This window comes from Shewanella aestuarii, from assembly GCF_011765625.1.
Classification (GTDB): domain Bacteria; phylum Pseudomonadota; class Gammaproteobacteria; order Enterobacterales; family Shewanellaceae; genus Shewanella; species Shewanella aestuarii_A.
In genome coordinates, this window is the sequence record NZ_CP050313.1 from 398879 (window position 1) to 414386 (window position 15508).

15 protein-coding genes and 1 pseudogene are annotated in these 15508 nt (G+C 41.8%); 9 read left to right on the plus strand and 7 right to left on the minus strand.

From position 1 onward, the window contains the following. Window positions 1-153: 153 nt before the first annotated feature. Both HBH39_RS01900 and HBH39_RS01905 read right to left on the minus strand, forming a co-directional pair. Entirely contained in the window at window positions 154-513 is a 360-nt protein-coding gene (locus tag HBH39_RS01900; RefSeq protein ID WP_167675094.1) for a hypothetical protein, read from the minus strand. 62 nt (window positions 514-575) lie between these two features. Then, entirely contained in the window at window positions 576-1943 is a 1368-nt protein-coding gene (locus HBH39_RS01905) for an MATE family efflux transporter (RefSeq protein ID WP_167675096.1), read from the minus strand. Window positions 1944-2172: 229 nt separating this feature from the next. On the opposite strand from HBH39_RS01905, the gene HBH39_RS01910 reads away from it, so the two are divergent. The 5 genes and pseudogenes from HBH39_RS01910 to tnpC all read left to right on the plus strand — a co-directional run bounded on the left by HBH39_RS01910 (window position 2173) and on the right by tnpC (window position 6793). Then, window positions 2173-2463, plus strand: a complete 291-nt coding sequence (locus HBH39_RS01910; protein WP_167675098.1) for a co-chaperone GroES — start codon at window positions 2173-2175, stop codon at window positions 2461-2463. A 57-nt stretch (window positions 2464-2520) separates the two neighbouring features. Then, window positions 2521-4161, plus strand: coding sequence for a chaperonin GroEL (gene groL, locus HBH39_RS01915; protein ID WP_167675100.1), 1641 nt, complete (start codon window positions 2521-2523; stop codon window positions 4159-4161). 294 nt (window positions 4162-4455) lie between these two features. Continuing rightward, the gene (gene tnpA / locus HBH39_RS01920; protein WP_167675102.1) at window positions 4456-4782 is read left to right on the plus strand and encodes an IS66 family insertion sequence element accessory protein TnpA; all 327 of its coding nucleotides are present in this window, start codon (window positions 4456-4458) and stop codon (window positions 4780-4782) included. Further along, complete coding sequence (gene tnpB / locus HBH39_RS01925) at window positions 4779-5126, plus strand: IS66 family insertion sequence element accessory protein TnpB (RefSeq protein WP_167675104.1); 348 nt, start codon at window positions 4779-4781, stop codon at window positions 5124-5126. The genes tnpA and tnpB overlap by 4 nt, the downstream gene beginning before the upstream one ends. 111 nt (window positions 5127-5237) lie before the next feature. Next, window positions 5238-6793 (plus strand): annotated as a pseudogene (tnpC, locus tag HBH39_RS01930) (IS66 family transposase). 283 nt (window positions 6794-7076) lie between these two features. Here tnpC and HBH39_RS01935 read toward each other — a convergent pair. The 4 genes from HBH39_RS01935 to HBH39_RS01950 form a co-directional block, all read right to left on the minus strand. Beyond that, the gene (locus HBH39_RS01935) at window positions 7077-8114 is read right to left on the minus strand and encodes an IS110 family transposase (RefSeq protein WP_167675106.1); all 1038 of its coding nucleotides are present in this window, start codon (window positions 8112-8114) and stop codon (window positions 7077-7079) included. A 150-nt stretch (window positions 8115-8264) separates the two neighbouring features. After that, window positions 8265-8915: a hypothetical protein gene (locus HBH39_RS01940; protein ID WP_167675108.1), complete on the minus strand. Its 651-nt coding sequence runs from the start codon at window positions 8913-8915 to the stop codon at window positions 8265-8267. 334 nt (window positions 8916-9249) lie between these two features. Next, window positions 9250-9840 carry an excalibur calcium-binding domain-containing protein gene (locus HBH39_RS01945; protein ID WP_167675111.1) on the minus strand — a complete coding sequence of 197 codons (591 nt, stop codon included), beginning with the start codon at window positions 9838-9840 and terminating at the stop codon, window positions 9250-9252. Between the two features lie 54 nt (window positions 9841-9894). After that, window positions 9895-10872 carry a nuclease-related domain-containing protein gene (locus HBH39_RS01950; RefSeq protein ID WP_167675112.1) on the minus strand — a complete coding sequence of 326 codons (978 nt, stop codon included), beginning with the start codon at window positions 10870-10872 and terminating at the stop codon, window positions 9895-9897. 619 nt (window positions 10873-11491) lie between these two features. Between HBH39_RS01950 and HBH39_RS19730 the strand changes: the two genes are divergently transcribed. From HBH39_RS19730 to HBH39_RS01960, 3 genes are all read left to right on the plus strand, one after another. Next, window positions 11492-12124, plus strand: coding sequence for a helix-turn-helix domain-containing protein (locus HBH39_RS19730; RefSeq protein ID WP_244325718.1), 633 nt, complete (start codon window positions 11492-11494; stop codon window positions 12122-12124). A gap of 5 nt (window positions 12125-12129) precedes the next feature. Continuing rightward, the gene (locus HBH39_RS19735) at window positions 12130-12471 is read left to right on the plus strand and encodes a hypothetical protein (RefSeq protein WP_244325719.1); all 342 of its coding nucleotides are present in this window, start codon (window positions 12130-12132) and stop codon (window positions 12469-12471) included. 153 nt (window positions 12472-12624) lie between these two features. Further along, window positions 12625-13926, plus strand: a complete 1302-nt coding sequence (locus HBH39_RS01960) for an anaerobic C4-dicarboxylate transporter (protein ID WP_167675114.1) — start codon at window positions 12625-12627, stop codon at window positions 13924-13926. 163 nt (window positions 13927-14089) lie between these two features. Here the strand turns inward: HBH39_RS01960 and HBH39_RS01965 are convergent, their stop codons facing one another. Continuing rightward, complete coding sequence (locus tag HBH39_RS01965; RefSeq protein WP_167675116.1) at window positions 14090-14581, minus strand: TIGR00645 family protein; 492 nt, start codon at window positions 14579-14581, stop codon at window positions 14090-14092. Between the two features lie 226 nt (window positions 14582-14807). Between HBH39_RS01965 and HBH39_RS01970 the strand changes: the two genes are divergently transcribed. Next, window positions 14808-15212 (plus strand): hypothetical protein, encoded by a 405-nt coding sequence (locus HBH39_RS01970; RefSeq protein ID WP_167675118.1) that lies wholly within the window; start codon window positions 14808-14810, stop codon window positions 15210-15212. Window positions 15213-15508 lie beyond the last annotated feature (296 nt).

Sequence of the window (15508 nt, forward strand, 5' to 3'; positions counted from 1 at the left end):
CTTCAATTGATTGGGAATGATACCAATTGTAATAAATAACTGATCACCCTAGCTTGTTAAAACACTTGATAATAGCGTTTTTCCTACGCTATTTTTGATCACTTACTTATCGTGATTGGTATTACTTTTGAGCTTGTTTAGCCATCACCCAAGCTAGCACAATGCTAGCACAATGCTAGCAAGCCAATTAATCACAAATATCCACCCCACGACACTCGTCAAGGTTGATTCTGGTGCCTGACTAATTTCTGCATAAATAGCATCTAACGTTAATGCTACATCGCCTGCCAGTATTTTATCGGTAACAATTTGAGCCTGTTCGATACTATATTTCACCAGCACAAAAAGACATATGGTTGCGACTGTAATAAATCCCATCGCTTGCCATTTTTTACCTAGCCACATTTGGCCGCTACCGGGGAACACTAGCGCCGACATCAGCGATGCTTTAAATGCGCGAGATAAAGACGCTGGCTGATTATGTTGTGATGCGGGCTGTTTTTGCTTGTCCATGAAACGCCTGTAGCCAATGTATTAAAATGATAATTGAGCAAAATATAGGGATATTTAAATCACTAATCAACCACAACCGCAGACGTATAAGGTTTTAATTGAGGTTCTGATATTTTGGTTGCAAGGTAATAACAAGCTATGCCCATTAAGGTATTAGTAATAGGCAATGCGAGCATTAATCCTTTTACCCCACCTAAATATGAGCCGAGTGCAGCTAGCGGCAACATTAACAACACTAAACGGCACAAGTTGATTATTAATGAGCTCATTGGGCGATGATAAGCGTTTAAGCTAGTGGCAAAAATAATCACGATACCTAATGGGCCATAGGCAGCAGGTAAGGCAATAATATAAAAGGTTAACCAATCAAGGACCACAGGATCATTACTGAACAATTCAGCGAGCGGCTGGGCAAAAAAGTACATAGGAATATAAAGTAGCGTTTGAAATACCAATACAAACTTTAATGATTTCAATAATGCATCTTTGGCCCTTGGATGTTGTCCCGCACCTAAGTTTTGCGCAATAAACGGCATTAAGCTGGAAGACAATGCCATCACCACAATTAATAGCACCGACTCAATACGCATACCAGCACCAAATGCTGCCACACCTGCGTGGTCAATGCGTGCCAGCATTGCCATTAAAATACCATTAGCAACAGGGTTAATTAAATTCATTAATGCAGCTGGTCTAGCAATGTGCGCTAATGCCCGCCAATTGGCGATAATACGTTTTTTTACCCATGCTGCGCGCTGTAACAATTTACGCTTAAACACCAGCAATCTAATTGATAAGCCAAAGGCGATGAACCATGAGATGGCCGTGGCAATAGCGGCCCCTTGTACTTCTAAACGGGGAAACGGGCCTAAACCAAAAATCAGCAGTGGGTCGAGCACCAAGTTAACAATGGCCGCCAGCATCATAATTTTAGCTGGCGAACGAGTATCGCCAGTTGCCCGCAGCGCTTGATTGCCCACCATTAACAGTACCAATGCCGGTGCGCCCAAGTACCAATACAACATGTAATCCTGAATGTACGGCAAGCTAGCATTATTGGCGCCCAGCAAGCTAAATAATGGGGCAATCGATACACTGCCTATTATCGATAAGCTGACAATAATCAGACTGGTAAGTATTAAGGTATCAAACAAAAATACCTTGGCTTTGTCGGCATTGCCTGAGCCAATTAAGCGACCTAAATTGGTAGAGACGCCCGCACCAATGCCGATGCCAATACTGCTAATGACTAACGTCACCGGAAAGGTAAAACTGACTGCGGCAAGGGCTTGTGTACCCAACTGGCTAATAAAATAGATATCTACAAGGCTGCCACCCAAAATGGTCATAATGCCAATTAGGTTAGGGAGTGTCATGCTTAACAGAACACGACCGATTGGCGCACTAAGCAACCCGTGTTTATCTTTCATGGCAACATCGTAAAGTGGAAAGGAGGCGAATTCTATCAGGAATTCAGTCCCCAGTAATAAAACCGTCTTAAAAAAACTGTAGATTTTTTTTCACTAGCCCTTGGAACTGTGATCAACCACCCCATATATCTAGCATCAAGGGCAAAAGCCCCCATCCTAAGGCAACTTAGGTAATTAACTAAAATCCGCCTCGATTTTTTGGGCATCAAATCATTAGGAGAGTTCATAGATGAATATTCGTCCATTACATGACCGCGTAATCGTTAAACGTTTAGAAGTTGAGTCAACTTCAGCAGGTGGCATTGTACTAACAGGAAGTGCAGCTGAAAAATCAACTCGCGGCGAAATCCTTGCAGTGGGCAACGGCCGTATTTTAGAAAATGGCACAGTTAAGCCACTTGATGTACAAGTGGGTGACGTGGTGATCTTCAACGAAGGTTACGGCGTGAAAAAAGAAAAAATTGACGGCGAAGAAGTATTAATCCTGTCAGAAGCTGACCTGATGGCAGTAGTAGGCTAAGCCTCACCCATCAATCGACTTTCCACTTAAACAATTAATTTAAAGGAACATCAAACAATGGCAGCAAAAGAAGTTAAATTTGGTAACGACGCACGCGTAAAAATGCTTGCAGGTGTGAACGTATTAGCAAACGCAGTAAAAGTAACCTTAGGCCCTAAAGGTCGTAACGTTGTTTTAGACAAAAGCTTTGGTTCACCTTTGATCACCAAAGACGGTGTATCAGTTGCTAAAGAAATCGAACTAGAAGACAAGTTTGAAAACATGGGCGCACAAATGGTGAAAGAAGTTGCTTCTAAAGCCAACGATGCAGCCGGTGACGGTACGACTACTGCAACAGTATTAGCGCAATCAATTGTGGTTGAAGGCTTAAAAGCTGTTGCAGCGGGCATGAACCCAATGGATCTTAAGCGCGGTATCGACAAAGCTGTTATTGCAGCGGTTGCTGAGCTTAAGCTACTTTCTCAAGAATGTGCTGACACTAAAGCCATTGCGCAAGTGGGTACTATCTCTGCTAACTCTGACGAATCAATCGGTGAAATCATTGCAACAGCAATGGAGCGCGTAGGTAAAGAAGGCGTGATTACCGTTGAAGAAGGTCAAGCACTAGAAAACGAATTAGACGTTGTTGAAGGTATGCAGTTTGACCGTGGTTACTTATCACCATACTTCATCAACAAGCCAGAAACTGGCAGCGTTGAGCTAGACAGCCCATTCATTTTATTAGTAGATAAAAAAATCTCTAATATCCGTGAATTATTGCCAATTCTTGAAGGTCTAGCTAAAACAGGTAAGCCATTGCTTATCGTTGCAGAAGACGTTGAAGGCGAAGCATTAGCAACGCTAGTAGTAAACAACATGCGCGGTATCGTTAAAGTGGCTGCAGTTAAAGCACCAGGCTTTGGCGATCGTCGTAAAGCAATGTTACAAGACGTGGCAATTCTAACTGGCGGTACTGTTATTGCTGAAGAAATCGGCCTAGAGCTTGAAAAAGCAACCCTAGAAGATTTAGGTACAGCTAAGCGCGTTATCATCACTAAAGATAACACTACCATCATTGACGGTAACGGTGAGCAAACGCAAATCTCTGCTCGCGTATCTCAAATCAAGCAACAAGTTGAAGAGTCAACATCTGACTACGACAAAGAGAAGCTTCAAGAGCGTATGGCTAAACTAGCTGGCGGTGTTGCAGTAATCAAAGTTGGCGCAGCAACTGAAGTTGAAATGAAAGAGAAAAAAGCTCGCGTAGAAGATGCATTACACGCAACTCGCGCAGCGGTTGAAGAAGGTGTTGTAGCTGGTGGTGGTGTTGCACTAGTACGCGTAGCAAGCAAAATTAAAGACATTGAAGTGTCAAACGAAGACCAAAAACACGGTGTGGTGATTGCCCTACGTGCTATGGAAGCGCCTTTACGTCAAATTGCAACCAACGCAGGTGAAGAAGCCTCAGTTGTTGCAAACACAGTTAAAAACGGCACAGGTAACTTTGGTTACAACGCAGGTAACGACACCTACGGTGACATGTTAGAAATGGGTATTCTAGACCCAACTAAAGTAACTCGTAGCGCGTTACAATATGCAGCATCTATTGCAGGCCTAATGATCACCACCGAAGCCATGGTTGGTGAGATCCCTCAAGAAGCCTCAGCGCCAGATATGGGCGGCATGGGTGGTATGGGCGGAATGGGCGGCATGATGTAATCTAACTGGTCTAAATCGGTGATAACTGGGTTGCTTCACCACTCGTTTATGAAAAGCTAAACGTCGTGGTAAAGCGCCTTGTTCTAACCCGATTTATCCTGCGTTAGATGCTTATGTTGGTCTCTAGCCTAAAAGCTTAGACACTAAAAAATTGAAAGCCCCGATACCTAACGGTATCGGGGCTTTTTGTTTGCCGTCATTATGGCGATGTACTGTAAGCGTCTGCCCAAAGGCACATACCGCTTACTATGCTGTTGATTTATTTTGTTCCCATGTTTTATTGGGAGATACATAATGAAAACCTTTCGTAATAAACAGCAGTGGCAAGAGCTCGTTCTTGCGCAGCAGCAAAGCGGCTTAAATATCAGTGCTTATTGCCGCAAACATAAATTATCCACATCGAGCTTTTATGCCCACAAAAAGCGCTTGGCATCAACTGAGGGCGCTTTCGTCTGCGCCCAAATCTCACAACATAAAGTCATTGAGCATCAAGTGACTCAACTCGAACTCGCGCCGCCAAACGTTGCTATCACATTAGAACTCGCTCATGCCAAATTGCACTTGCCTCACTCAGTCTCGCCGAGTTTTCTTGCGCAATTATTGCGAGAGCTTGCGCCATGAAGATGTTTATCGACCCACCTGCCATTTATTTACATCGTGATGCCGTTGATTTTCGTAAATCCATTGATGGCCTTGTGGCGATTGTTGAACAAGAATTCGCCCATGATGCTTATACTGGCGCACTATTCGTGTTTTGTAATAAGGCTAAAAATAAACTCAAATTGCTGTATTGGGATAAAACGGGATTTGCCCTGTGGTATAAGCGCTTGGAGAAGCAAAGATTTAAATGGCCCAGTAAAGTTGACCGCCAAGCCTACAGCTTAACCGAGCAGCAGCTTTCATGGTTGTTATCAGGCTTTGATGTGATTGGGCATCAATCACTTAACTATCAATCTTTAGCTTAAATGAGACAAATAAGGGCGATCGTTTTGCAGTGAAGGATCGTTGACACTACCCCTGACATGGATTAATGCTTAACCCCTTATTTGGCTTGCTATTTCTGATACACTGCGGGCATGAAAACCTTGCCCCATGAATTACCTGACAACCCAGCACAACTCAAGCAAATGCTGCTTGAGTTGCAGCAAACGTTGGCCGAAAAAGATGCCCTGATTGCCGAGCAAAGTGCACAAATTCATGACTTACTAGTCCAATACAACGCTAAGCTCGCCAGAGAATTTGCTAAAAAATCAGAGAAACTGCCTGGCGCGGGGAAGTCTTTAATGAAGCAGAAGCTGAATTAGGTACAGAACAAGTCGATACCCTTGATGCGCAAGATAAAGCGCTACTTACTGAGCTACCGACGCTTGATAAATCATTAGAGCAACCCAAGCGAAAGCCATTGCCAGTTGAACTTCCTCGTGAAGAGGTCGTTGTTGATATTGATGAAGCCGACAAATACTGTGATTGTTGCCAAGGGGCGCTGCATCAAATGGGGCAAAGTTGTAGCGAGACGCTGGAATTTGTCCCCGCGCACATCAAGGTAATAAAAACCATTCGACCGAAATATGCTTGTCGTCAATGTGAGCAGCAAGGTGTTAAGGTCGCGATAAAAACTGCGCCCATGCCTGCAACGCCTATCCCAAAAAGCATGGCAACGCCAAGTTTGCTTAGTCATATCATCACCTGCAAATATCAGTTTGGCTTGCCTTTATATCGCCAAGAAACCCTATTTTCTGATATTGGTGTTATGCTCAATCGCAAGACCATGTCGAGTTGGATGATACGCTGTGCCGATTTACTTGAGCCTTTATATCAACGCCTGAAAGTCAGTTTACTAGCGCAAGACATTATCCATGCGGATGAAACCCCGCTTAAGGTATTAAAAGCCGATAAACCGACTAGCTACATGTGGTTATATTGCTGTGGTGATGATGCTCCCAAGGGCAACACTAACATAGTACTCTATGATTATCACAACAGCCGTGCAGGCCAATGTGCCGTTGACTTTTTAGCAGGGTTTTCCGGTTATTTACAAGTGGATGGCTATCAAGCCTACGCCCAAACCGATGCGACCTTGGTAGCTTGTTTGGCGCATATTCGTCGTAAATTTATCGAAGCTAAAGGGAATAACAAAAAAACAGGCAAAGCTGATGTAGCATTAAACCTTATCGGTAAACTTTATGGCATAGAGCAACAGATTAAAGGTAAATCTGCTGATGATAAATATGCCATAAGGCAGCAAAAATCCAAGATTATCATCGATGAACTTCATCAATGGCTATTACAGCATCAAGATAAAATCCCCCCGAAAATGGCATTAGGTAAAGCCATCATTTATGCGCTGAATCAATTTGAAAAGTTCAGGCGCTACTTAGATGATGGCCGATTAAGTATCGACAACAACCGCGCCGAACGGGCGATAAAACCCTTTGTGATAGGTCGCAAGGCATGGCTATTTTCAAATACACCGCATGGTGCACGTGCCAGCGCAATCCTTTACAGTCTCATCGAAACAGCGAAGGCCAACGACCTAGTCGTACATGAGTATATCGCTAATTGCCTGCAAGGCTTGGCGGATAACCCAAGTGACGTTGAGTCTTTACTACCGTGGAATATCAAGCAAAGGTAAATGGCTAGGTGTATTTGCCTAGACGTGTATGGACTCCTCCTCTTTTGCAAGTAATTTGTTCAATAACTTTAGGTATGATTGCCAACGTGTATCCGGTTTCTTAATGATGCTTTTCTGTTATTGCATCGAACCTCTATGGGCTATTCGCACACTTGCTCCTTAACGCTTACACGAGCTTTAAAGCTCTACGTCTAGGTAAGGTTTTTCAAGTGTCGGTCTTACCTGTTAGCCATCTCACATCTTACTTTGCAACTGGGATGAACATTTTTACTTATAAACTCGTCTATGCGCTTGCTATTAATTCTGGGTGATAACCTTCACTCTTATTTACCATCGCCCAAGCTGCTCGTGCCGTTTTGTTTGCTAGTGCAACAATAACTATATTCACATGCTTGTAAGCGCACAGCTTTGCTATCCATTTGCTCAGATTGTCATCATGTCGATGAGCATGCCTGATGACAGAGCGGGCCCCATGAACCAATAGTTTTCTCAAGTAGCCATCGCCTCGTTTACTGATACCTAGCAATCTTGGCTTGCCGCCTGTACTATGTTGTCTCGGCGTGAGCCCAATAGAAGCTGCAAAATCTCGTCCTTTCCTGTAACCTTTAGCATCTCCTATTGCACAAGATAAAGCACTAGCACATAAAACTCCCACTCCTCTCAACTCAAGTAGTGAACGTGCAACTGGGTCGTTTTTAACTTCTTGCTGAATTAGATTGTCGAGTTTATCTACCCGCTCTTGAAGTCGCCGTAAGTCATCAAACAAATCTAATAGCAACGAACGAAATAGTGCTGACAAACCATTTTCGACATCTTCAAGCCAAAGAGGGATCGCTTCTCTCAGCTTATTGATACCTACTGGCGCAACCAATCCATATTCACTGACCAAACCACGTATTTGATTTGCTTTGGAGGATTTTTGCACCATCAGTTTATCCCTGATCCGATGCATAGACTGAATGTCTTGTTGCCGATTTGATTTTACACATACAAATCGCATGTTCGGGCGGCTCATGGCTTCGCAAATTGCCTCTGCGTCAATCGCATCATTCTTATTGCTCTTTACATAAGGCTTAACAAACTGAGCATGTATAATTTTGACTTTATAACCCCGTTTTTGTAACTCTCTTCCCCAATAGTGCGACGAACCACACGCTTCCATCGCAACTTCTGCACCTTGAGGCACTTTGTCTGTGATGGCATTCAGCCACTTGGTTCGAGAGTATTTACCTTTCCACTGCCGTTCTCCAAATCTATCAACTGCGTGGACATGAAAAACAGACTTTGCAATATCAACACCGACTCTAGTGATCTGACTCATGGGCTTCTCCTGATTTGAATATTGGTAACTCATCATATTGACCAAAAAAAGGTCAACAATTCAAGTTGAGGAGGAGTCCATCCCATTGCTTACGATGTACTGGGGCAGAATCTAGTTTTTAGTTAAGTTAATTCTGACTAGTAACTATATTTAGACATCTGCGTCATTTACATTTTTATGCCTGAATTTTAAGATATTTCTTTCTAAAAAAGACATATTTAATATTTTTAGTGCTGAAATAATATTTTTTAGTGCTTCTTGATGGCGTTCAATTAAATGACCATCATACTCTACTAAGAGGCTTGAAAGTTCACTTTCAATAGTTGAATTAGATTCACCTCTAATTTTTATTTGTAATGTTTGACGAGATTGAATCATAGCAGTTAACTGATTATTAATAGCGTCAATACTTGATAAATTACCCCATAAATATTCAACTTCAAATCTCGAAAGTTTACTGTTTGAAAAAATTAACTCAGCACCTGAACCTCTAAATCTAAATAAAGGATTTATCGTAAATCGCCTTCTTTCATTCATCCCTTCTATTTCATTTTTCAGTATCCCTAAGTTACTCTCGCACATGAGTTTGTTGTTTTCTAAAGATGAACGAATAACACTTCTTAGCTTGTTATCGATCTCTATTTTTCTTAACCATGATGAAATGAAATTAATAAGTAATGTCACTGCTCCAGCAGAAATTGCACCAATTAATGCACCGGATAAGACAGGTATCATTTCGGGAGTATTCAGAAAGGATAGTGTTGAACTTGAAAGTTCTTTAAACTTAAAAAGTAGAGTCAATTTTTAGTCCATTAAAAAATAGCAAGTAAGATTTTTAGTCTAAACAACCATCTATACAAATGGCAAGTCGTGAAAAATGTGGCAGCGTAAACTTCAGTACTTCCTCAATCAAACACTTAAACACAGCCATAATCTTGCTGTTCAGGGGCTTTGTGCTGACTGACGTTGGTATTTTTGCTGAAAGTCTTAAAAGGCTGTGGTTTAGACTGATACCCAAGAGGTGAACCATGAGTATTTGCGAGACGACCGTTCATCCCATGGACGGGATGTTCGAGCCCTCATGGATGAGTTTACGGCCTGTCGGTGAGTGAATACCATGGTGAGCTGATACAAATCAATTACACAGCTGTCTTTCGCACGGAACACCATCACCATCTCCATCCATTTTGGTATTTGGGCAATTTCTAATGTAAAAGGTAGCTTCTTCGCAAGAGCGCATCTGGCTACAGTGTGTTTTTCCTGCTTCGCAGCGAAATGATGGCGTGGTTATCGAGTTGATTGGGCTTGCTGTAGGTTGCCACTGCATGTTTTCAATATCTTCATTTGTCAGAACGGGCGTCTCATTGAGTTGCTGGTACTTTGAATAACCAAACACTGCGGTAACAACCAGCGCAAGTGGGATAAGCTTTGAAAGAAATGAACGAGGCTGGCGGCTCTTATATGCTTGGTTGCTACTACTAGTACGAGTGGGTTTGGCACTTGCAACAATAGCAACACCTTCAATACTGGCTTTGATGGCTTTCACTTTGCCGTCGGGTTGCTGCTCACGTAGAAATAGAATTTCATCACCGACTTTGGGTTTCCTTGCCATGTGTTTTAGTTCTGAAATATGAATAAACACATCCGTTTTATCACTGTTCATTGTGGGTTTGATAAATCCAAACCCTTTGTCATCGTTCCAGCGTACAAGATTGCCTTTTTCCATGAATTCCGTTTCCTTAGTGTGTCTTTCTAAAAATCTAATCGAATTTGCTGTCTGCTAAATCAACTGACTTTCTACGCTGCAATCTTGGCAGTGTAGGGTGTAAGTCTCTTTGCGCTTTTGTACTTTGGTATTTTTACTTTGGCACTGCGGGCAATTTTGTTTCATGGGCGTATTTTTGCTGCAGTGATTACACTTAATGTAGTAACCAAACTTACCGTACATTGGGGTGTAATTTGTTGATTCAACACAATTTTTGCAGCTTAGATTCGCTTGAGCTGTTGGTTGCGTCTCGGCTATAGGAACACTGTTGTTACTTGTTGTATTAGTTTGCGAATGCTGTATCGGCTCTGGCGCTTTGTTGACTTCTTCACTTATTTGGCGATTGCCATCGATATGTTGACTGAGGATGAAGTCTCCTATTGAGTCGAGTTCTTGTTGGTTGAAGTAAGGTCTGGTGTCATATACATTAACTTTGCGTAAAAGCTTATTTCCTAGCTTCATTATTTTATGAAGCTTATCGACTAAAAACTCAGATTTTACCAACTTGTCGGATACCGCTTTCGGCATAGTGTTTCTATCAATAACGGTATCGCTTGATACCACGCAGATATGATCCCAACAACGTCCACCGAATCCTTGTTTAATACCCAAGAATTTACCTAAAATTTCCTGTCTATGGTGGGCTAATAAGTTTTTAAGCAAGGCTTGCTGTAACTCAACTTGTTTAATGGGCGATGGCATGCCTGACCATTGGTTGTTATAGCTTCGAGTCCATTCACCTTGTTGATTCACTTTTATATGGCCTTTAATACTTTTTGATTCAAGTAACACAAAGCCATAGGGATAAACGATTAAATGATCGATTTGCGCCGTTTCATCATTGAAAGTGAATTTGAAATCATTGATCACCAGTATTTCAGGGTTGTCTTTAAATGCGCGACGTAAGAAGAAAGCCACGTTTTGCTCTTGTTTTTGACCTGCGGAGGCTTGCGGTGAAGTGGGGTTTTGCAGTGTTTTGCCTTTAAGAATCATTTATCAACAGCATCCATTCATAATTTGATAAAAATCAACCTCATAATATCTATTATGCAGATAAAAAAGCCAGTGTTAATTTTATAAAGCTGGAAAATTGGGTCAGAGTAAATTTTCTATACTTCCTCAATCAAACACTTAAATACAGCCATAATCTTGGCTGTTCAGGTCAGGGGCTTTGTGCTTACTGACTTTGGTATTTTTGCTGAAAGTGTTAAAAGGCTGTGGGGTAGACTGATACTCAACAGGTGAACCATGAGTATTAGCGAGACGACCGTTCATCCCATGGACGGGATGTTCGAGCCCTCATGGATGAGTTTACGGCGTGTCGGTGAGTAAATGCCATGGTGAGCAGATACAAATCAATTTAATTGTATTTGTCTCAACTTTTTAAACCATATCAAATCGGGTTACTGATTAAATTCATTCCTCTGGTGTTTTCCCTCAATCAGCAAAATTGATGTGCTAATGTAGCGATTAAATATAAAAAATAGCCAAATTATGGCTTAATAATCCATATCGCAACTGCTGGTTGACAGATTAACAAGCTGGCTTGCTAGTGAGCAACTGGCTGATTTCTTATGCTTGCTGCTCAATTATTAATTAAAGGGATTCACTAATGATACTTGCAGAAAAGATTATTAGATTAAGGAAAAAACTGGGCTGGTCGCAAGAAGAATTGGCGGAGAAAATGAATGTTTCTCGTCAGTCTGTTTCCAAGTGGGAAGGGGCCAATAGCATTCCTGATTTGAATAAAATCATTATGCTTTCACAGATTTTTGATGTGTCTACCGACTTCTTATTAAAGGATGATCATGAGGAGTTTGCGACTGTTCATGAAGCCAAAGAACCAGGTATTAATCATATCAGCCTAGAGCAAGCAACTGAGTATGTTGAGCATAAAATCGCCATGACCAATGACATCACAAAAGGCGTGGTTTTGTGTGTGTGTTCAGTGATGCCGTTATTTTTCTTTATGGCGATGGCGGAAACGAATCGATTTAATATGACGGGTGATATTGCTGCGGTGCTGGGGATTGTCTGTATTTTGATTTTTGTGGCAATTGGGGTGAGTTTTTTTATTAAAACAAACCAGTATCAAGATGAAATATCAACGATTGAAGAGGCTCCATTTGAACTAGCCTATGGGGTTCACAGTGTGTTTCATGAAAAACGTCAACAGTTTAGACCGACTTATAATCTACGCCTATCTGTGGGTATTTTTTGTTTTATTGTGAGCTTTTTCCGCTGATGTGTGTGAGTATTTTATCTTTTGAGCAAGACATTGTTTTATTAATGATCGATGTACTGCTTTTTATGATTGCCACAGGTTTATTCATTATTTTGCCGGTGTCAGCAAAATATGATGCCTATAGCAATGTCTTAAAAGAAGCCGTTAAAGAGACAGAAACCAGCAGACGAGCTAAACGAGCCGAGAAATTGGCTGAGTTTTATTGGCCCTTGTTAACCGCTATTTATCTTGGTTGGAGCTTTTGGACAATGGCGTGGGATATCACTTGGATTGTTTGGCCTGTTGGCGCAGTACTGTTTGGCGCATTAGTGGGGTTGATGGAATTACTTCATAAAGACACCCCCTAATGTTAGGCCTGTAACATCTGTGGATAATGAAACCTGTTCAAGTTAACAATTATGGATTTCTCTTCTGTAAATTGATCTTTTATTGATTTAATCATCTATTGCTTATATTGGTTTTGCAGTAAAGTGCGCCGCAATTAAGGCTTTGGAGGATTTATGGTATCAATTGAGTTACTGGTGGTATTGGTTGCCATCTTTATCGGTGCACGAATTGGCGGCATTGGAATTGGCTTTGCTGGTGGCTTTGGTGTGTTGGTGTTAACGCTTGGCTTAGGGATGACACCGGGCACCATTCCAATTGATGTGATCCTGATCATCATGTCTGTTATTGCAGCTATTGCGGCCATGCAAGTGGCTGGTGGCTTGCAGTTTTTGGTCAATATTGCAGAACGTGTTTTGCGTAAAAACCCAAAGCAGGTAACTTTTTTAGCGCCGATTGTCACTTATACCATGACATTGTTTGCCGGTACGGGACACACTGCGTTTTCTACCTTACCCGTTATTGCTGAGGTGGCCAAAGAGCAAGGGATTCGTCCCTCGCGCCCATTAAGTATTGCGGTTGTTGCCTCTCAAATTGCGATTACAGCCTCACCTATTTCAGCTGCGGTGGTGCTAATGAGCGGCATGCTTGAAAGCAAAGGCGTGGGCTATATCAGTTTATTGATGATTTGTATTCCCGCTACTTTTATTGCTTGTATGATTGGTGCGTTTGTTGCCCAATTTATGGGCAAAGAGTTGCAAGATGATCCTGTTTATCAAGACCGTTTAGCCCACGGGTTAGTAAGCAAGCGCGACAGCACTAACACTGAGTTACCTGCAGGGGCTAAGCGCTCGGTGATAGTGTTTTTGGTGGCGATTGTGGCGGTGGTGTTTTATGCAACCGCGATAAGTGATGCTGTCGGCCTGATTGATAATCCAACATTGCCACGCAATGAAGCCATTATGGTGTTTATGTTAACGGCAGCAACGGCGATTACCCTGTTTTGTAAGATTGATACAGCCGAGGTGCTTAATGCCGCGACGTTTAAGTCGGGGATGAGTGCCTGTATTTGTGTCTTGGGCGTAGCCTGGCTAGGTGACACTTTTGTTGCAGGTCATTTAGAAGAAATTAAAGCGTTATCGGGTGGTTTGCTAGAAGAGCACTCGTGGATGTTGGCGATTATTTTGTTTTTAGCAAGCATGTTGCTGTATTCACAAGCAGCAACGACCGCGGCGTTAATGCCATCGGCCTTTATGCTTGGGGTGAGTCCTGAGGCGGCTATAGCATCTTTTGCTGCGGTTAGTGCTTTATTTGTATTGCCAACTTACCCCACCTTGCTGGCGGCAGTTGAAATGGATGACACAGGATCAACCCGTATTGGCCATTGGGTATTTAATCATCCTTTTGTGATACCCGGTGTGGTGTCGATTGTGAGCTCAGTGATAATCGGATTTGTGCTGGCTGAGATGATTTTGTAACTGTCATTATCTGCTAGCTATGGTTTGCTTTGAGGCTAGAGTACAAGCTGTTTTGTAGAGCTGGTTAATGTCTACATGCTAGCAAATAAAAAAAGCCCCGATACTTAATGGTATTGGGGCTTTTATTTAGATTGTTAAGTCAACTTAACAGGTATAAGCATTGCTATTTTGTGCGGCTAATTTTATCCAAGTAGCCCATCGCAAAGGCTGATAATACAAAGGTGATGTGGATAAGTAAGTACCACATGATTTTGTCGTTATCGATATTTTCGGCATTCATAAACACTTTAAGTAGATGAATTGACGATATGGCCACAATGGACGCTGCCACCTTGTTTTTTAATGAACCAGAATCCATTTTGCCTAGCCAGCTGAGTTTTTCATTGTCTTCACCCACATCAAGCTGTGAGACGAAGTTTTCATAGCCTGAAAACATCACCATCACCAAAAGACCACCCACTAACGTAATATCGATTAGTGATAAGGTAATAAGGATCAGGTCAACTTCTTTCATTTCTAGGATCATGGGTAGGATGTGAAAAATCTCTTGAAAGAATTTGATACCTAGCGCCAATAAGACAAGGCTTAGGCCTAAATAAATAGGTGCCATGATCCAGCGTGATGCATACATTAATTTTTCAAACACTTGTTCCATAAAAATAGTTAACCTTTAAATTAAATACGCTAAAAACAAAACAGGCTGATGTTCGCCAAACCAAAACAGCATGCACTTTAACTGTGCTAACGTTGACTGGCAAGTAGGTTGATGGCTGACGGATTCATTTTTGGGTATATTAGCGTCATTTTTAATCTCGGCCTCAGGTTTGTTCATTACACTCGTATAATTGATTTATATTTCAACAGGTAAAAAGAGACTCATTATGGATACACCTCAATCAAGCTCGGCTCGTAAATTGCCCTTGGCTGCTATCAGTGTTATTGCCATTATAGTGGCAGTGATTGGCTTAGTTGTGATGGTTATGCCAAAGGGCTTTAAAACCACTCATGAAGACATAGGTAAAGGTAAGCCTGCGGTTGTATTTGTTTATGATGCAGGGCTTGCGGTGAGCAATAGTCAAACTGAACAAATGAATGAGGCGCGCGCACACCTTGGTGATAACGTGTTGTTTTTGCTTGCTAGAGCCGGAACGCCTGATGGCGACAAGCTAATTGCTAACTATCGCGCCAGCTCTGCCGAACTATTGCTGTTTGATCCTTCAGGCAAGTTGATTAAAAGAAAATTTGCCGTCAGTGATGCTAATGAGCTTATGCGCTGGGTGCGCTAGATTACTGAGGTTCAGTTAATCGCAACCTTGGTTAGTTGATCTTTGGCTTATCACCACTCACCTTTGACCTGTTAATAATCGGTTTCTTGTGATTATTAACAGGTATTTTGGTTCTCTAAACCCTTCTTTAGTTTTAGTTATGGTTATCGCAATCGTAATAAATAACTGTTCATTCTCGCTTGAGGAAAGACTCGATAACAGCGTTTGATTTTTAGATTGTAGAATAACGACTTATCATAAAAATCTACCTTGTGATCATGTATTTTACTTCGTAATTTTTTCATCGCTTATTTACT